The organism is Pedobacter sp., assembly GCF_039594775.1.
Lineage (GTDB): Bacteria > Bacteroidota > Bacteroidia > Sphingobacteriales > Sphingobacteriaceae > Pedobacter.
Genome location: NZ_JBCNMT010000001.1, coordinates 1,231,203 through 1,250,498, shown reverse-complemented (window position 1 = coordinate 1,250,498; position 19,296 = coordinate 1,231,203). Strand labels below are relative to the sequence as shown.

The 19,296-nt window shown below is 38.8% G+C and carries 13 protein-coding genes; 4 read left to right on the top strand and 9 right to left on the bottom strand.

Annotated elements, in window-relative coordinates; genetic code table 11:
- The first annotated feature begins 1 nt into the window (after nucleotide 1).
- Both ABDV71_RS05280 and ABDV71_RS05275 read left to right on the top strand, forming a co-directional pair.
- The gene (locus ABDV71_RS05280; protein WP_343531380.1) at nucleotides 2-823 is read left to right on the top strand and encodes a protein-glutamate O-methyltransferase CheR; all 822 of its coding nucleotides are present in this window, start codon (nucleotides 2-4) and stop codon (nucleotides 821-823) included.
- 11 nt (nucleotides 824-834) lie between these two features.
- Nucleotides 835-2,424, top strand: a complete 1,590-nt coding sequence (locus ABDV71_RS05275; protein WP_343531379.1) for a response regulator — start codon at nucleotides 835-837, stop codon at nucleotides 2,422-2,424.
- Between the two features lie 5 nt (nucleotides 2,425-2,429).
- On the opposite strand, the gene pth is transcribed toward ABDV71_RS05275, so the two are convergent.
- The 3 genes from pth to ABDV71_RS05260 form a co-directional block, all read right to left on the bottom strand.
- Nucleotides 2,430-2,990, bottom strand: a complete 561-nt coding sequence (gene pth, locus ABDV71_RS05270; RefSeq protein WP_343531378.1) for an aminoacyl-tRNA hydrolase — start codon at nucleotides 2,988-2,990, stop codon at nucleotides 2,430-2,432.
- 159 nt (nucleotides 2,991-3,149) lie between these two features.
- On the bottom strand, nucleotides 3,150-3,728 hold the full coding sequence (locus ABDV71_RS05265; RefSeq protein ID WP_343531377.1) for a 50S ribosomal protein L25/general stress protein Ctc: 579 nt from the start codon (nucleotides 3,726-3,728) through the stop codon (nucleotides 3,150-3,152).
- 89 nt (nucleotides 3,729-3,817) lie between these two features.
- Nucleotides 3,818-4,759 (bottom strand): ribose-phosphate pyrophosphokinase, encoded by a 942-nt coding sequence (locus tag ABDV71_RS05260; RefSeq protein ID WP_343531376.1) that lies wholly within the window; start codon nucleotides 4,757-4,759, stop codon nucleotides 3,818-3,820.
- Between the two features lie 378 nt (nucleotides 4,760-5,137).
- On the opposite strand from ABDV71_RS05260, the gene ABDV71_RS05255 reads away from it, so the two are divergent.
- Nucleotides 5,138-8,257, top strand: a complete 3,120-nt coding sequence (locus ABDV71_RS05255) for a DUF2723 domain-containing protein (protein ID WP_343531375.1) — start codon at nucleotides 5,138-5,140, stop codon at nucleotides 8,255-8,257.
- A gap of 378 nt (nucleotides 8,258-8,635) precedes the next feature.
- On the opposite strand, the gene ABDV71_RS05250 is transcribed toward ABDV71_RS05255, so the two are convergent.
- From ABDV71_RS05250 to ABDV71_RS05225, 6 genes are all read right to left on the bottom strand, one after another.
- Nucleotides 8,636-9,601, bottom strand: a complete 966-nt coding sequence (locus ABDV71_RS05250; RefSeq protein WP_343531374.1) for an acetyl-CoA carboxylase carboxyltransferase subunit alpha — start codon at nucleotides 9,599-9,601, stop codon at nucleotides 8,636-8,638.
- A 546-nt stretch (nucleotides 9,602-10,147) separates the two neighbouring features.
- Nucleotides 10,148-11,737: a carboxypeptidase gene (locus tag ABDV71_RS05245; protein ID WP_343531373.1), complete on the bottom strand. Its 1,590-nt coding sequence runs from the start codon at nucleotides 11,735-11,737 to the stop codon at nucleotides 10,148-10,150.
- Nucleotides 11,738-11,981: 244 nt separating this feature from the next.
- Complete coding sequence (locus ABDV71_RS05240) at nucleotides 11,982-13,238, bottom strand: ectonucleotide pyrophosphatase/phosphodiesterase (RefSeq protein WP_343531372.1); 1,257 nt, start codon at nucleotides 13,236-13,238, stop codon at nucleotides 11,982-11,984.
- A 120-nt stretch (nucleotides 13,239-13,358) separates the two neighbouring features.
- Entirely contained in the window at nucleotides 13,359-14,630 is a 1,272-nt protein-coding gene (locus tag ABDV71_RS05235) for a DUF1501 domain-containing protein (RefSeq protein WP_343531371.1), read from the bottom strand.
- An 8-nt stretch (nucleotides 14,631-14,638) separates the two neighbouring features.
- On the bottom strand, nucleotides 14,639-16,621 hold the full coding sequence (locus ABDV71_RS05230; RefSeq protein WP_343531370.1) for a DUF1800 domain-containing protein: 1,983 nt from the start codon (nucleotides 16,619-16,621) through the stop codon (nucleotides 14,639-14,641).
- A gap of 245 nt (nucleotides 16,622-16,866) precedes the next feature.
- Nucleotides 16,867-18,060 (bottom strand): serine hydrolase domain-containing protein, encoded by a 1,194-nt coding sequence (locus ABDV71_RS05225; protein WP_343531369.1) that lies wholly within the window; start codon nucleotides 18,058-18,060, stop codon nucleotides 16,867-16,869.
- Between the two features lie 193 nt (nucleotides 18,061-18,253).
- Here ABDV71_RS05225 and ABDV71_RS05220 point away from each other — a divergent pair, with 193 nt between their 5' ends.
- A complete protein-coding gene (locus tag ABDV71_RS05220) occupies nucleotides 18,254-19,213 on the top strand; it encodes a GNAT family N-acetyltransferase (protein ID WP_343531368.1) in 960 nt (319 codons plus the stop codon).
- The last annotated feature ends 83 nt before the right edge of the window (nucleotides 19,214-19,296 follow it).

Here is a 19,296-nt window from a genome sequence, read left to right as displayed (position 1 = left end):
TATGACAAAAGACGCTATTACAGACGAACAATTAGAAGATATTATTTTTGTCACCAGAAATATCTATGGATTTGATTTCGATGGATACTCTAGAGCATCTCTAAAAAGAAGAATCAATAGAATTATGGTGCTCAAAAGATTAGATTTTTTTGATTTAAGAAGCACCCTGACCAACAACAAGGACTTTTTTCACGATTTTTTGAATGAAGTTACCGTGAATGTGACTGAAATGTTTCGCGATCCAAAATTTTTCAAATCAGTAAAAGAGCAGGTTATTCCCTACCTTAGCTCCTATCAGCACATTAAAGTTTGGAATGCTGGTTGCTCTACTGGCGAAGAATTGTACTCTTTTGCTATATTATTTGAAGAGCAGGGTTTATATAAGCGTAGTTTTTTTTACGGCACAGATATTAACCACAAGGTATTGGAAATCGCAAAAGAGGGCATTTATGACCTGCAAAAAATGAAGCAATATTCCGAAAACTACCTTGCGTTAGGAGGTGGCAAATCCTTGGCCAATTATTATGTTGCGCAATATGATGCTGCCTCTATTTCCCGACAATTAAAAAAAAATGTACTGTTCTCCATGCACAATTTAGTTTCAGATGGTCCTTTTAACGAATTTCAGATCATCTCCTGCAGAAATGTGCTGATCTATTTTAACCCAGAGCTACAGAGAAGTGTTATCAATCTTTTCTATGAAAGCCTAGCTAATTTTGGCTTCCTCTGCCTGGGCGGAAAAGAAACTATCCGTGACCCACAACTGGCCAAAAAGTTTAAAGCAGTAGATAAAAAGAACAACATTTACCAAAAAATTAATTAATTTCCCTAAAAATGAGCAAGATAAACCTTTTAATTGTAGACGACAGGCAGGAAAACATCATTGCCCTAGAAGCCCTTTTAAATAGGAATGACATCAACATTATTACTACTACTTCTCCAAATGATGCACTTCGCATTTGTTGGGAAAAGGAGATTGCTATAGCACTTGTTGACGTACAGATGCCAGAAATGAATGGCTTTGAACTTGTAGAAATCCTTAAGAATAATACACGCACACAAGATATACTCATCATTTTTGTAACTGCAATTTCTACGGAACCTAAATACGCGATCAAAGGGTTAACCGCTGGTGCTGTCGATTATCTTTACAAACCGCTAGATCCATATATTACTTCGGCCAAGGTCGATTCATTTATACAATTGGTAAAAACCCAAATTGAAATCAAAACCAAAAACCTTCAGCTGGAAAAAATACAGGCCGATTTAATTAAGGCCAAAGAAGAAGCTGAGCAAGGTAAAAGAGCAAAAGAAAACTTTATGGCTAACATGAGCCATGAAATACGCACACCTATCAATGGAATTATTGGCCTGGTTCACTTACTCAAAAGAGAAAAACTGACCGATGAGCAAAACGAAATTGTCAATCTACTGGATGTGTCTTCAAACTCATTGCTGGGGGTAATCAACGATATCTTAGATCTTTCGAAAATAGAAGCTGGCAAATACAGCATCAACTTTGCGGAAACCGACATTAGAGACCTTGTTACAAAAGCAGCCAACCTACTTAACATTAAAGCCATTGAAAAAAACATTGGCCTAAAGTTGCTAATTGATGAAAGAGTTCCTCAATTTATCATGGCAGATTCATTACGCCTAAACCAAATTTTCATGAATTTGCTAAGCAATGCTGTTAAATTTACCAATGAAGGCGAGGTAGTTTTTAAAGTGGAGATTCTAGAAGAAAAGCCTAATAATGCTTTCCTTAGGTTTTCAATCATTGATACGGGCATCGGAATTTCTCCAGAAAACATCGAAACCATTTTCCATTCTTTTGAACAAGTGGAAAATGTACATACCAGAGTTTACGGCGGCACTGGATTAGGTTTGTCCATTGTTAAAAAATTGGCAGAACTAAAAGGTGGTGAGCTTGATGTGAAAAGTGAACTTGGAAAAGGCAGTACCTTCTCGTTCTCCAAATGGTACAATGTGATAGAAAAAGAAGATAAAATAAAAGTAAATAAGACCTCAGAGCAATTAACAGCACTTACGGGTTTGAAAATTCTAGTAGCCGAAGATAATTCTATCAACGTATTTCTTATTGTAAAAATCTTGAACGATTGGAAGGTACAAACCACTGTAGTAACCAATGGTGCAGCGGCATTAGAGGCCTTGGAGAAAGAACATTTTGATCTGATATTGATGGATACCTATATGCCAGTAATGAATGGATTGGAAGCCATCAAGAAAATTAGAAATGGCCACATTCCAGGCAAGGAGAAAACCCCTATTATTTCTTTCTCTGCGGGCGTACTTGACCACGATAAAGAAACAGCTAAAGAGGTAGGTGCTGATGATATCATTGGCAAGCCATTTAAAATTGATGTCTTGCATGAAAAAATCAGCAGCCTTACTAAAAGATAAGACGATTACTTGTTGAACAAGGTCATGGTTTGAGCCGCACCTATGGTTGCAAAACTTTTAATCATACTTACTGCCCTGTTGATCAACACGGGCAGTTCTTTTTTTTCATTTTTATCAAATTGACCAAGAACAAACTCCGCTTGCCTACCTTTCGGAAAATCATCCCCTATTCCAAAACGTAAGCGGGCATAGTTCTGCCCACCACATACCTCTTCAATGCTTTTTAGACCATTATGACCCGCGCTGCTGCCCTGCAATTTCATTCTCAATTTACCTAATGGCAAAGCCAAATCATCTACCAAAACCAATACATTTTCAGGTGCTATCTTCAATTCTTTCATCCAATAGTTAACCGCTTTTCCACTCAGGTTCATGTAGGTAGTAGGCTTAATTACATGTAGCTTTTTCCCTTTATGAGACACTTCTGCATGATAGGCCAATCTGCCATGTTCAAAACTACCCTCCAAACCAGCCACCAGCTCGTCGGCGATATCAAAGCCTATGTTATGACGCGTTCCTACATATTCGGCACCAATGTTGCCCAAACCTACGATCAAGAATTTCATGCGGGCAAAGGTAAGGAGTTAAGCGTTAAAAGTTGAAAGTTACGAACTAAAAGTTGTTGGCAAACAGCCATAGATATTCAAAAATCTATTTAAAAAAAATGGCATCCCGTAATGGGATGCCATCTTATTCTGTAAATCAAAGATTCTTAAATCTCCAGATTATTTACCTTTAGCAGCGTTTTCTGCTTGTTTCAATGCTCTAGACATTCCTACTGATACGATAGTATCTTCTGGAGTGTTAGTTACAAAGTAATCACCTTTCTCTAGATCGCGAACACGGAATAAGTTACCTACTTCCATTTTAGCAATACTTACTTCAACTACCTGAGGCATGTTTTTAGGCAATGCTTTTACACGTAGCTTACGTAATTTTTGAACTAATTTACCACCCATTTTAACGCCTGGAGAAGTTCCAGTCAATTTAACAGGGATTTCCATCGTGATTTCTTTGTCATCAAATAATTGAAGAAAATCAACGTGCAACAATAAATCAGTTAATGGGTGAAACTGAGTATCTTTAACGATAGCTTTTACAGCTTTACCATCAAGAGTAATCTCAACAAAGTTAGCTTCTGGTGAGTAGATAGCTCCGTTTAGATCAGTTCTGGTAATAGCAAAGTGAACTTGCTCTTTACCACCATACAATACTGCGGGAACTTTACCTTCGTAACGAAGCTCTTTAGCATCGCGTTTCCCTACGTTCTCTCTAAGAGAACCGCTAATAGCGATAGTTTTCATGTTATATATATTTATTTATTTATTTATTGTTTAATTGGGCAACTGTTTAATCGGTTAACCGAATAACCAATTCTACAATTAACCTTTAATTACACTCTAAAAAGCTCACTAATTGAGCCGTATTCATTTACGCTGGAAATAGCCTTTGCAAACAATTTAGCAGTACTCAACTGTCTAATTTTCGGGCTTTCTTGTCTCAAAGGAATTGTATCCGTTACAATCAGTTCCTCAAGTACCGAGTTTTCGATGGTTTCGTATGCTTTACCAGAAAGCACCGGATGCGTACATACCGCTCTTACACTTTTGGCACCATTATCCATAATCAGCTGCGCTGCCTTAGCTAACGTTCCTGCTGTGTCACAAATATCATCAATCAACACAATATCCTGTCCGGTAACATCACCAATAATCGACATTGATTCGATTTCATTGGCACGTTTACGACGTTTATCACAAATCACCACTTCAGCATTGAAGAACTTAGCAAAAGTTCTCGCTCTATACGAACCGCCCATGTCCGGAGAAGCAATGGTTAAGTTTTCCAGACCCAAGCTTTTGATATAAGGAACAAAAATTACCGCCCCATCCAAATGATCTACTGGAATATCAAAAAATCCTTGAATTTGCGCCGCATGCAAATCCATGGTCATAATGCGATGGATACCTGCTGCTTTCAACAAATTGGCAACCAGTTTAGCGCCAATGGCCACACGTGGTTTATCCTTTCTATCCTGACGGGCCAAACCATAGTAAGGAACTACTGCTGTAATGTAATGTGCCGATGCTCTACGAGCGGCATCAACCATTAACAAAAGCTCCACTAAATTATCACTAGGCTGGTGAGTTGATTGAACAAGGAAAACATCACTACCTCTAACCGATTCATCAAATGAGGGCTGGAATTCGCCATCGCTAAATTTACTTAGGGTAACATTACCAAGAGGCTTACCGTATTCTTCAGCTATTTTGCTAGCAAGGTCTTTGGTTCCACTTCCAGCAAAAATTTTAACAGGGTTAAATTGCAATGGCATGATTTGCGGGTATCAATGCTTGTTAATAAAAAATCGGGTTGCGGTTTTATTCACAACCCGAAGTGATTTTGTTGTCCGACCTGGATTCGAACCAAGACAAACGGTACCAAAAACCGTTGTACTACCCTTATACTATCGGACAATCTCCATTTTCAAGCGTGTTGCTGAAAGGGAATGCAAATGTACGCACATTTTTGATACTTGCAAATATCTTGCGCAAAAAAATTTAAAATATTTCTTACACCTACTGATTGTCAGATATATTTAGTTATTTTTTGTTAAATAAGATTAATCGCTAACTCCTATATCAATCTATTTCTTTATTTTCGGCAGCATTTAATGCATCAAAACCAAGGGTTAAGAAATCATATCAGAAATATGAACTATTCAAAAGTAAATAATGTTATTGGCTGGGCCTGTTTCCTTATCGCCACTATTACTTATGTTTTAACACTAGAACCAACCGTAAGCTTTTGGGACTGCGGTGAGTTTATCGCCTCTGCCTATAAAATGCAGGTGGTACATCAACCGGGCGCTCCTTTATTTTTAATGATTGAACGCTTCTTCTCTCTATTGGCCATGGGCGATACTTCTAAAATCGCTTACTTTATGAACTTCGGTTCTGCGGTAGCTAGTGGAGCAACCATCCTTTTCTTATTTTGGACCATTACGGCATTAGCCAAAAAGGTATTGGTTAAAAAAGGAGAAGAAATTTCAAGCGCAACCTTAATTACCATTATGGGTGCAGGCGTAGTTGGAGCCTTAGCTTATACCTATTCAGATAGCTTTTGGTTTTCGGCGGTAGAAGCCGAGGTTTATGCACTTTCATCTTTATTCACTGCTATCGTATTTTGGGGCATCTTAAAATGGGAGGCCGTTGCTGAGGAACCAAAATCAGACCGTTGGTTATTGTTCATTGCCTACATCATGGGTTTATCTATCGGGATACACCTACTTAACCTTTTAACTATTCCAGCAATTGCTTTTGTATATTACTTTAAGAAAACGGAGAAACCTACTAGCGCTGGAATTTTCAAGACCTTAGGTATCGGCATTCTTATCTTGGCTTTTGTACAATATGGCATTATCCAATATCTCGTTTCTTTTGGTGCTTATTTCGATTTATTTTTTGTAAATACCCTAGGTTTAGGCTTCGGCACGGGCGTGTTATTTTTTGCTGTTCTACTTATTGGAGGCTTGGTTTGGGGCATCAAATACTCTATCAAACACCAAAAAAGAATTTTAAACCTATCATTATTATCAACAGTACTGATCATTTTTGGCTATGCTTCATTTGCGATGATCTTAATCAGAGCGCAAGCAAAACCAAATTTGAATAATAGTGACCCAGACAATGCTTTCTCTTTCTTAAGCTACCTGAACCGTGAACAATATGGTGATAGACCCCTGCTTTTTGGCCCTAACTATAACTCTATCCCTAAATATAAGGATGATGGTTCTTCGCCTATTTATGTAGAAACTGGTAAATCTTATCGTAAGGGCGACACTAAATATGAAGTTTCGGGTACTAGAACTAAACGCATCTATGGAGAGAACGAAGCTTTCCCAGATAGTATCCGTAGGCTTCAACACGAAGTTTTATTCCCTCGTATGTACAGCGATGAGGAAAGGCATATTAACTATTACAAAGACATGATGGGCTTTGGTGATGACCATTTCCCTAATTTCATAGACAATATAGGCTTCTTCATGCGCTATCAAGTTGGCTTTATGTACATGCGTTATTTTCTATGGAATTTTGCCGGTCGCCAAAATGAAGAGCAAGGACAGGGCAGCCTTTATGAAGGTCAATGGATCAGCGGTGTAAAACCCGTTGATGCGATGTTATATGGTGACCAGAGCAACTTGCCTCCATCAATCAAAGAAAGTAATTCATACAATCGCTTTTATTTCCTTCCTTTAATACTAGGTGTTATTGGCGCTGTTTGGCATTTTGGCCGTCATCCTAAAGATGCTGGCATTATTGGCCTTCTATTCTTCTTTACGGGCTTAGCCATTGTGCTTTACCTTAACCAAAAACCTTTGGAACCAAGGGAAAGAGATTATGCCTACGTAGGTTCTTTCTATGCCTTTGCCATATGGATAGGCCTAGGCGTTATTGCCATAAGAGAATGGATATTTAAGAAAATAGACCCAAAAACCGGTGCTATTGCCGCCAGTATAATAGGTTTGCTTATTGCGCCTGTGTTAATGGCAAAAGAAGGTTGGAATGATCACGACCGCTCTACCAAAACCTTAGCCAGAGATATTGCCATTAGCTATATGGAATCTTGTGCACCAAACGCGATCTTATTCACTTATGGTGACAATGACACCTACCCTCTTTGGTATGCCCAAGAGGTGGAAGGAATTAGACCTGATATTAGATTGGTGAACTTAAGTTTGTTTGATACAGATTGGTATATCAATGGAATGAAGCGCAAAGTGCACGAATCAGAGGCTTTACCGATTTCCATGACAGAAAAACAATATGTTTCTGGTGTTAGGGATGTCATGTATTATAAAGAGATGAACATTGCAGAGCCTGTTGAGCTAAAACAGATTGTAGACCTGTTATTATCTGATGATGCTGAGGATAAACTTCCGCTACAAGATGGGACTTCTACCAACTTTATTCCTACTAAGAAATTTAAGTTAACGGTAAACCCACAGGATGTAATTAATACCAAGACTTTACCTGCCAGTCGTGCAGGAGAGATTGTGCCAAGTTTGGATTGGACCTTTAACAAAGGCTATGTAACTAAGGGAACTTTGGCCATGCTTGATATTTTGGCCCACAATAACTGGAAACGCCCAATTTATTTTGCCAGCACGGTACCTTCAGATCAATTTAATGGCTTGGATAAATACTTATACAGCGAAGGTTTAGCTTTAAGGTTATTGCCTTTAGATCCAACGAAAAGAGATGAGTCTGAGCAACCAATAAATTTGGAGCCAATGTATGAACATGTAATGAACAAGTTCAAATGGGGCAATATTAAAAATGCGAAGTATATAGATATCCAATCTGCCGATGATATTTCTATTTTCAACAATATCTTTAACAATTTAACCACTGGTTTAATTAAAGCAGGCAGATTAGAAGATGCTAAAAAGGTGATGAAGAGATACGATGAGGTAATTCCGAGTAAAATTTATAGCATGCGCGCATCAATGGGTGCTGCAACTATGGCGCAAAATCTTTATATTTTGGGCGAGACAGAAAAAGCTAATCAGTTAATTAAAAAATATGCGGATTATATTGGTAAAGAAATTACCTACCTAGGTGATGTGACCAAAAGCAAGAACAGACTAGTTGGAGATGATCCAATTAGAATGGGCTTGTTCTATGGATTAATGCCAATGGCTAAAGTGGCTACTCAGTATAATCAACCTAAATTAGCTAAGGATCTAGAGAATCAAATCAAGACTTTGTTCAATCATGGTGGTTTTGCTCAATATTTCGGAGAGCTGCCTCCTGATTTCATGAAACTATAAAATTAGATTTTAAATAAAAGAGCCGCTTGAATTATTCAAGCGGCTTTTTTGTTGCTTTCTATGTTTTCCCCTGAGGTAAACAAAAGAGGTATCTTTTCTACGTATCATGAATCATATACATCCGTAAAATTGCTGTCATGTCGAGGTTACGAGACATCTACTTATAATTACGCTAAGATTCTTCGCTATGCTCAGAATGACAAAGCGCTTTAATTTAACAAACGGGACTTATGGCATGGAAGATTTTTACGCTATCAAGTCGTTTCAGAAATCATAGAAAATAATTTATAATCATAGAGAGTTCTGTGATTCGAATTCACACCCATAAAAAAAGCACAACCATTTCTGATTGTGCTTCTCTAAAAATATATAGATTTTTTATCCTTCGTTTACCACACCCATTGCACAGAATTTATCAATCCTTTTAGCAATCAGTTTATCAGTATCTATCTTTTTAAGTGATTTTAAATCATCCAAAATTTGTGCTTTTAGGGTTTCGGCCATTTCTTCTGGATTTTGGTGTGCTCCACCTAGAGGTTCTTTCACTACTCCGTCGATCAATTTGTTTTTGAACATGTCCTCAGAAGTAAGCTTTAAACATTCCGCAGCTTTCTCTTTGAAATCCCAGCTTCTCCATAAAATAGATGAGCAAGATTCAGGAGAAATTACAGAGTACCAAGTGTGCTCAAGCATGTAAACCTTGTCGCCGATACCGATACCAAGAGCACCGCCAGAAGCACCCTCACCTACAATAAAGCAAATGATTGGCACTTTCAACACAGACATTTCCAAAAGGTTACGAGCGATTGCTTCTCCTTGCCCACGTTCTTCGGCTTCTAGACCCGGGTAAGCACCCATGGTATCAATAAATGAAATAACTGGCTTATTGAATTTCTCGGCCAAACGCATTAAGCGCAGGGCTTTTCTATATCCTTCGGGGTTAGCCATACCGAAATTGCGATATTGACGCTCTTTGGTATTTTTACCTTTTTGGTGACCAATGATCATCACAGTTTGTCCATCAATGGTCGCAAAGCCACCAATAATGGCCTTATCGTCCTTTACCGTTCTATCGCCATGAAGCTCAATAAAATCGTCACAGATGGCATTGATATAGTCTAATGTTTGCGGACGCTCTGCGTGACGGGACATTTGAACTTTTTGCCAACCAGTTAGATTTGAATAAAGATCATTACTAGTTTGCTCGGCCTTTTCTTCAAGCTCTGCCAGCGTTGCCGACATATCAACCTTGGTTTTATCGGCTATTTGCTTCACCTTATCAATTTGTTGGTACAAATCCGACAAAGGTTTTTCGAAATCAAAAGATGTTTTCAGTTGTTGCATATGGGGCGGTAAAATTAAGCATTTATCTGCAAACAATTAACAATAAAATTTAATGCTCAATTTTATGGAATAATGATCTTACGGAAAGATAGGATAATCCGACCGCCAAAAGCAAACAACATACACCGAATAAAATCATGACGTTTGATTCTCGCTGTACAAATTCAACCCCTCTAACTGCAGCATAAATAGCCACCACTAAACTGATAAAAGTCCTAAATATCTTCATTAAGAGATAATGGTTAGTGTTTTATTTTCTTTTATTCGAAAAGATAGCTAAAATGGTGTGATTTTCAAAGTTGGATTTAACTTTATGACACTTCAAAACAAAAATTAGGTTGTGCATCTGTTATTGCAAGCACTTGTAAAACAGCCATGATTGAAGTGAAAATACTTTTTGTTAGGTGACATAAAAACAAGCCTAGAAGGTTTTAAAACCTTCTAGGCTTGGGCAACAACAATCACAAAAAGATTGCAACGAAAAGCCTGTCTATGGTAAGCAGGCGAAACTACCGTTTATAGCTGTAGCTTCATTGTGCTTCGAAATTAAAACTTGGCTGGCTGTCCTTGTTTAGGTGTCGATTTTTTGATGAACTCGCGGATATGATCATTTCCAAGTGCTAAATCTACCTTACGTAGATACATCATGTGACCACTTTCGTAACCTTCCCAGCTCATTCTGTCTTTCAATTTACCGCTTGGGTCCATTTGCCACATGTTATACTTGGCGTTGAAATAATCGCAAGCACCATCATAATAACCTGATTGTACCAAGACGTGCAAGTATGGATTTTGCGCCATGGCAGCTCTTAAATTTTCACCGGTATTGTCACCAGTTCTATCCCAAGGGTTTACAGGGCCAAACATATTATATTTTAAATCTGTCTTGTAATTTAGCTCATTACGTAAATACATGTTGATTGCTGGCGTAAAAGAATGCAGCCATGAGGTAAGCTCCGCATTATAATCAGGACGATCTCCCGCATCAGACCTATCAATGCCTTTGTACCTCGAATCTAAACGACCAACGGTAAATCCTTTATCTCTCAATAGTTCCTTCCAAAATAAATTAGTAGAAATGTTAAGGTTGTTTTGTAAAATCACTTTTTCAGGAAGCCCCGAGAAACGAGCCATTTTAGCAGCCATTTTCTTTTTTTCTTCGGCAGAAATAAATCCTCCCCTAGCCATCGCAGGCATGAGTTCGTTAATGGTGAAAGCTTCTACCTCAGGCAGCATGTCGGTAAGCTTTTTAGATTGCAGATCTGCAGGTAGTGCCTTATGATACCAAGCGGTTGCCGCGAAATAAGGCAAACGTAAGGCAGCATCCATTACACCGCCTCTTTCGATACCCAATTCTGTTGGCGATACCAAAACCACGCCGTTTAAATACATCCAATGGTTACTTTGCAATTCTAATGCTAAACCGGAAACACGGGTAGTACCGTAGCTTTCTCCGATTAGATATTTTGGCGATGCCCATCTGTTGGTACGGGTAACGAAGGTATTGATCCACTCGGCCAAGTATTTAATATCTGCTCTTACTCCGAAAAATTTATTGGTCGGCACATCTTTGCTTACTGCTCTGGAATAACCAGTGTTTACAGGATCTATATAAACAATGTCGGCCACGTCTAATATAGAAGTACTATTGTCTTTGTAACCATAAGGTTGTACAGGGTAACCCTCGTCGTCAATTTTGAGCACTACAGGTCCAGTATAAGCAATATGCATCCAAACTGATGCCGAGCCTGGCCCACCGTTAAATGAAATGACCAACGGCCTACTGTCTCTGTTTGAAACATCGGTTCTTTCATAATAGGTATAGAATAAGCCTGCAAGTGTTTTGCCTTCTTCATCCCACACGGGTAAAGTTCCCGCAGTTGCTTTGTAAGGCACCGTTTTACCGTTGATGGTTACCGTATGATTGGTTACCACAGCACTTTCTGGAACAATATTTCGGGACGCAATGTTATTATTTACTTTTAATGCAGGCTCCTCTTTTGTTGCTGGTGCATTTGTAGCACTAGGGGTAGCTCCTCTTTGGGGATTAGCTCCTTGTGATGATTGTGGGCGTTGCGCAAATACAGCATTTGAGAGCACCAATGCTAAGCTAGCGATGGTAATGGTTTTCTTCATTTTTGATAAGGTTTAAGGTTGTCGACAATAAATATCTGCAATGTGAGGAGTAAACACCTAATCAGCACTAAAATGTTACCAATCTTGACGAACAGTTCTATTCGTCATCTTAACTACGGAAGAATTTAGGATTCGACAGGTTTTTCCTGAGACATACATATTTTTAAGATCTCTCCGCTACGGTCGAGATGACGAACGATGAAGAGTTACTGCAATATTTATTCTACAGCATCCTGAAAACATGTTATTTCAAAATAGGCGCTAGCACTTTAATATCCCCATCTATTTTATGATCAAAGGATAAGCCTAAAATCTTTGCCAATAATGGATAGACGTTTACATTCTCGAATGGCTGAATGGTTAATCCCTCCTTAAAAGCCGGTCCCCAGGCATAAAAAACCGCCTGCATATCAGGCATCTCATTATCAAAACCATGTTTGCCAATCGTAGTAGGTTTCCCTGTTAAATTGAAAATTTTGGGCAATCGTGGAATCAGAATAATATCTCCAATCCTACCATCTTTATTATCTTTCGCTCTATAATGCCAGCGCTTGGGCATTTTATTGGTGAGATACACATCAAAATCCACTGCCTCTTTTTTTAAACTCCGATAAAGCGGTTTGATATTTTTTTTGTCCTTGGCATAAATCTGCAGAAGGGCATCGCCGTTAGGGACTATAAATTTTTCTTCATCAATTATTGACGGCAAGGTCATAGTATTCGTATTGTCGGCATTGGTCATGCCATGATCAGATACAAACACAAAATTCACCTCCAGTCCAACATCTTTGGTAAGCTTAACCATTTCTCCCACACAATCATCTACTAATTTAACCGCAGCAGCAGTTTCCTTCGAATCGGCACCAAAATGATGGCCTGCAACATCTACTTCAGGGAAATAAAAATTAATCAGATGTGGTCGTTTTTCTTCTGGCAACAATAGCCAGTTTTTCACCGCTTCAATGCGGACGTCCATCGGAATTCTGTTATTAAAATTATACCAGTACGTTGGTCTAACTCCTAGAACGGCCGTTTCCGAACCCAACCAATAAAATGCTGCTGATAGCATTTTCTGCTGTTCTGCCAACACCCAAATAGGCACACCACCATACCAAGTACTATCTTTAACAGCCTTGGGGTCAGTTTTCACATAAATCTGTCCCTTTTTTGGGTCGTAAAACGAATTATTAACGATACCATGCCTTGAAGGGTACATTCCCGTAACCAGGGTATAATGATTGGAAAAGGTCACTGATGGGAACGAGGGCTTCATGGCAATTGCTTTCACCCCTTTTTCTCTTAGCGCCAGTAAATTTTTCGCCTGATATTTCTCTGCATAATCATGTCTAAAACCGTCGGCCGAAATAAAAATCACATAAGGCTTTTTGGTCTGTTCAATGCTATTTTGTCGTCCAGGTTCTATTTGCTGAGAAAGATCTTGTGCCAATAAGCTCTGACAGAATAAGGCTAACAAAAGAAGGGATGCTATATATTTTTTCATCTCTGATTCTATTTGACAAAAATAGCTTAAATTATAAAAAGCCCTGCAATTATTCTGCGTACAAAAAAGTCCAAAAGATTGCTCCTTTGGACTTCATTGATCATGCGATATAATACTTTTCTATGCTCTCATTACCCCAATTTTCTTGCCATCAAAATCAGGAAATAGCACTTTATCATTGGAGATGCCCAAATGGGTATCAGCCACTTCACTAAATACACTTCTAAAATCGGTAGTTACGGCTAAATCTCTGCCATCTTCCAAATTCTCTTTAGATAATGGATTAACTAAACCATGAACCAAACCTCCATTTACGCCATTGCCCAAAATAAAATTACAAGATCCACGGCCATGATCGGTACCACCAGTACCATTTTGAGCCACTGTACGACCAAACTCTGTCATTGTCATCACGGTTACTTCATCTTGGTATTTAGACAAATCATTCCAAAAAGCCATGATACAGTTACTCAAATCATTTACGTTACGAGCGAAAACACCAGTATCTTTACCTTGGTTGAAGTGTGTATCCCAACCTCCCGATTCGGCAAAAGCGACTTCCATTCCCACATCCATTTTGATCAATTGCGCAATTTGCTTTAAGGAATTGCCAAGAGAAGTAGTTGGATAAACCACATTATTTTCTGGTTTATAACTTCTTACATCCGTTTTTTGAAGCATTTTAATGGCATCAAAACTTTCTTTGCCCGTATTTTTTAATAAGCTAGAAGAAGTTTGATCATACAAATCTTCGAAACTTTTTGAAGCCATCTTAGCTCCAGCTACATTGCCCCGCATTTGGATATTAAAATCGGCAAGGTTCCTGATGGCTACGGCGGGATTTTCCCCATAAAAGGACCTCGGTAGTGAAGATGTGATGCTTACTCCCTGGAAAGGTGTAGCCGCATCATGCCCCAATAAACCAACGGCCCTATTCAACCAACCGCTTGATGTTCCTTTTTTGAACGGTGTACCCGATTCCATGAAATCCTGAGCATCGAAATGTGAACGTGTATTATTTGGCGATCCAATTCCGTGCACAATGCCTAATCTTCTTTCTCTGAACATAGGTTCGAAGGCTGCCATAGCCGGATGTAGTCCAAACCTGCCATCCAAATCAATCAAAGGTTTTTCGTTACCATTTCCTTTGGCGGCGGTCATAAACAACGATGGTCTTACAGCCTTTAGAAAATCGTCCGTAAAAGGAGTTACCGCCATGAGGCCATCCATGGCACCTCTTTGGAAAATACATACCAAAATTTTTCTTTTCTTAAATAATGATGGATTTACAGTACTTGCTACCGCATCGGCTAAAAATCCAGGGATACCTCCCAGCCCTATTCCAAATAAAGCTAGTCCACCTGCTTTTAAAAATCCTCTTCTAGAAACCATATCTTTAACTATTTACGTTGAAACTCTGGTGAACCAATAATTACGCCCACTACTTGCGCCAGCATGGTATTGTTGCCCGCCTGTTGTTTAATGGCAGGGTTTTCTAGTGCTTTCTTGCCATTCCCCAACCTCATCTTCTCTCCTTTTTCAGGCTTCATGCCCATCTGCTGATCGGTCATCTCGTTATTTTGCTTATTTGCACTATTTTGCTCCGCTGCTTGAGCTACTTTCTGTTGTAAGTTAGGGTCATTAAGCATAGGCTTTAATCTTGCTACCGTTTGTCCTAGCTGTCTTTCCGGCATGATCAATTTACTGTAGGTTAGCAATGCTGCTTCTACGCTTTCAGGTTCTTTATGATTGTTCAGTGCCGCTAAGTTCAAGCTTACCCCTGGAATTCTTTGCGAGGCCAATGCCAAGCCAAAATTCATTCGGTTAAGTAAAGAGCCTGTATTGATCCAATATTGGCCGTTATCTGGGAAACCTGTTGGTGCTTGGTAGTAATACATTTGTTGCCCCATTCTGTTGATCCAGGTATACAGTTCATAAGGTTGGGTAATTTGAGCATCCAAGCTGCGTACAGCACTCATGGCCAATTCAAACGGCGATTTTGTTTTTTCACGAAGCGCATCATCTGACCAAAATTCAGGTGAATTCACCATAGTGATCAACACACTTTTGATATCGCCTTTAGAAGAGGTGAACGTTTTTGCCATTTTATCAATCAATGAAGCTGGAGGTGTATCACTTACAAAACGCACGGCTAATTTTTTAGAGATAAATTTTGCAGTAGATTGGTGATGTGCAAGCATTTTTAATAATTCTACGCCTTCATCATATCCGCCACCAGCAGGAAATTTTTTACCTAATACCATTTTTTCTCCATTATCATGCCTATTGGCATTAAAGAAGAAATCTCCATCTAGTACAAATCCTTTATCTCTTAATCCGCTAGCACCTAAACGATCAATTATATTTTTGTTACCCGCACCATAACCTTCTTTTCCCAATGGGGCAACAGTCCAACCGGTTAATACTCTAGCGGCTTGGGTCACATCACTCTGGGTATAGCCGCCATCAACACCAAGGGTATGAAGTTCCATTACTTCGCGAGCGTAGTTCTCATTTAAACCACCTTGCTTTTTCTTTTGCTGGATCTGCTGTTTAATTTTGTTAATTCGGTCTTTATTCTTCTTTTTCTGCTCAGCGTTCATTCTATTGCTATCCACCATCGACATCATATCCTGATCTTCCATGGGCACATTTACACCCGAGCTTGAAAAATTGTCCAAATACATCAGCATTGCTGGAGATTTAGCTGTTTTTAATAGAATATCCTCAAAGTTTCCGAATACGTTTGGCCTGATTACATCACGCTCATAAGCTGGCACAAAACTGGCACATTGATTTTTATTCAGAGCTACATTAAAGTGGTTGAACCAAAAGTCGGTCATCAACTCTCTCAACTGGTTTTGTCCGTAAGCGGCCCTTAATATTTTTTGACTGATGAATTGTCTGTATAACTCTTGCAAGGGACGGTAACCTTTGTCTTTCATGAATGCTTGGATAGCTTCACGTTGGGCTTTATTATTGCCGTTGTTCAATGAATCTTTATGAATGTAACCATCTCTCACAGCCCAACGGTTAATTCTAGCTCCCTGAGGGAAAACATCTTCTACTTCGCTATTGGTAAAGTTGATGGCATCATATTTAGCAAGCATTTGATCTAATTCCTTATCGTCGATGTTGCCTTCCAATTGTTTTTTAAGCCATTTATCTAAGCCCATTTTAGTAATTTCTTCTACTTGTCCAGGTTCGGCACCGTAGGTAAAACGACTTAGCAGGTGGGCCGCAGCTTGCTCGGTGGTCAATCCGGCCTTTTTATAAGGCATAGCAATTTTGTCGGCTCCCATTATTCGCACAAATGAGGAGAATACGATGGCGCAACAGAATAAAATTACGCACAAGTAAAAATTACGAATATTACTTTTCATATCTTTTGGTCTAGTTCTTCTTTAAGACATCGAAAGTTTCAGAAAGGATTAATGAACCTATCATTTTTTTTACACAAACTTTCAAAAACAGCCTTAGCACTTATAAAACAGCCATTTATATTTTTAGTTTTTCTAAGTTGAACTTATAGATTTGGATAAGTAAAAGCAATTTGGATTTAAAACCTGCAAATATCGTATATCATCGAAAGACAAGATTGTATAATGATAGTCAAAATTAAGATGCTTCATTTTTCTTTTTGTTGAAAAGGAATATACCCCTGCCATTTCCAAGGAATGCAATTGTCACCTATTAAAGTTTCCAACAGTGCCTGAAAAATCTTCTCTCCATTTTCGCTGTTCACCATAATAATGATTGAAGTACCTTTGTTGGGGAAATTAATATTATAGTTACGCCACGAACCTCCATTTCCTTCTTTAAAGAAAGCTTTTCCATAAGGGCATTGTAATAAACCCCAGCCTATTCCATAAGATAATTTGACCGCATCATTTTCGTGAGTGGTTTCGTAAGTAATAGGTGGAAATTGAGTAACCGAATGAATACGGATTTGCGGTGAAAGCATCTCCTGATACATTTCTCCATCCAACCCTTTCTGCTGCATCACCTGCTCAATAAATTTAGCATAATCGGCAATGGTGGTCACCAAAGACCCACCCGCTACAGGCTCGCTACGTTTTCGTTTTTGATCAATATAACCATTCTCCAAGTGGCCAACGGCTACGTTATCATCTCCAAAGGATTCATGCCAAGTATAACCCGTACGTGTCATGTGCAACGGCTGGAATATTTTCTCTTGTGCTAACTGCTCTATATTTTTATTGGTAATTTCTTCCACTACCAATTGCAACAATCTAAAGCCTTCACCAGAATAAGCATATTTACTGCCTGGAGTAAAATAGATTTTGATGGTACCCAACGAATCTGGTTCATTAGTAATGGGATTGAACCACTTTACATTTGGCAAGCCCGTGGTATGGCTCAAGCACATTCTGGCAGTAATGAACTTCCAACGATCGTCATTCCTTAAATCGGCAAAGTAAGGATAGTTGGCGATGGGCTTTTTTAGATATTGATAAAGTGGTCGATCTAATTCGATGACCTTTTCTTCTACCAACTTCATCATTAAATATCCAAACACGGCTTTACTGAAAGATGCTCCATAAACAATGGTGGCAGTATCCATCAAAGCATTTTGAGGTTTGTTTTTAAAACCATAGGATTTCACCAACACAGCTTTGTTGTTATTAAGGATAGCCAAGTTCAAGCCTTCGATTTTAGCTAAGCCCATAAGTCTTTTCACAGTACTGTCAATTTTAGCTGTTGAAATTTTGCTGCCATCAAGCTTTTTAACTTCATTAACTTGAGCAAAAAGCAAATTTCCTAAAAGACAAATAAAAACAGTTAAACATCTGAATTTCATATCGTATCATTTTTGTTTACCCAAAGTTCTATGCTATTTCTTATTCTTTCAACGTCACCTTCCCGTCACCTTCCCGACATTTTAGCACCTTACCTGTTATTGAGCACCAGATCTACAATCTTTCTTCAAAATTTGCATTTCAAAATATTAATTTTCAATTTTACATAACCAGTTATGTAATTAGATATATAAAATGAGCAGCTTTTTTGAGAAAACAGGGAAAATGGCACTAGGGAGCAGGTTAAGAATGCTTACTTCGAGGTTTACTGATGATGCCACTGAGATTTACAAACTATACGACTTGTCTTTATCGCCCAAATGGTTTCCCGTATTTTTTACCTTAACGGAGCAGAATGAAAAAACCATTACCGAAATTGCCGAAGAAATAGGCCACTCTCAACCATCAGTCACTAAAATCATCAAGGAAATGACCGCTGATGGGTTGGTTACTTCGAATTTAAAATCGACCGATAAGCGCACCAACGTAGTTAAGCTTAGCAAAAAGGGCCAATTACTTTCTGAAAAGCTAAAAGTACAGTTAGTAGATGTTGAAGCAGCCGTTGAAACCTTAACTGCTGAAGCGAGACACAACCTTTGGGAGGCCATTGCGGAATGGGAATTCTTATTAGATCACAAATCGCTTTTGCGCAGGGTGAACGAGGAGAAGAAATTGAGGGAAAGCAAAGATGTACGTATTGTACCCTATGAAGACAAGTATCAATCGGATTTTAAAGCATTGAACGAGGAGTGGATTTCTACCTATTTCAAAATGGAAGAGGCCGATTACAAGGCTTTGGATAATCCACAAACTTACATTTTGGATAGAGGAGGGAAAATTTTTGTAGCACTTTATCAAAATGAACCGGTTGGCGTGTGTGCATTGATTAAAATGGACGATCCTGATTACGATTTTGAGATGGCCAAAATGGCAGTTTCGCCAAAAGCGCAAGGCAAAAATATTGGCTGGTTGTTGGGCAATGCCATTGTAGAGGCTACTAAAGAACTTGGCGGTAAAAAGCTATACCTCGAAAGTAATACTTTATTGAAACCTGCCATTAGTTTGTACCATAAATTAGGATTCAAAAAGGTTGTGAGCAGGGCCACGCCTTATGCACGTGCCAACATACAGATGGAATTGGTGTTAGATAATTAGGTTGAACTTTTCTTCCCCTTGCGTATGTCCTGGCCATTAAAGAAGGCAGAATATTAGGTTTCTCCGCTACGATTGAGATGCCG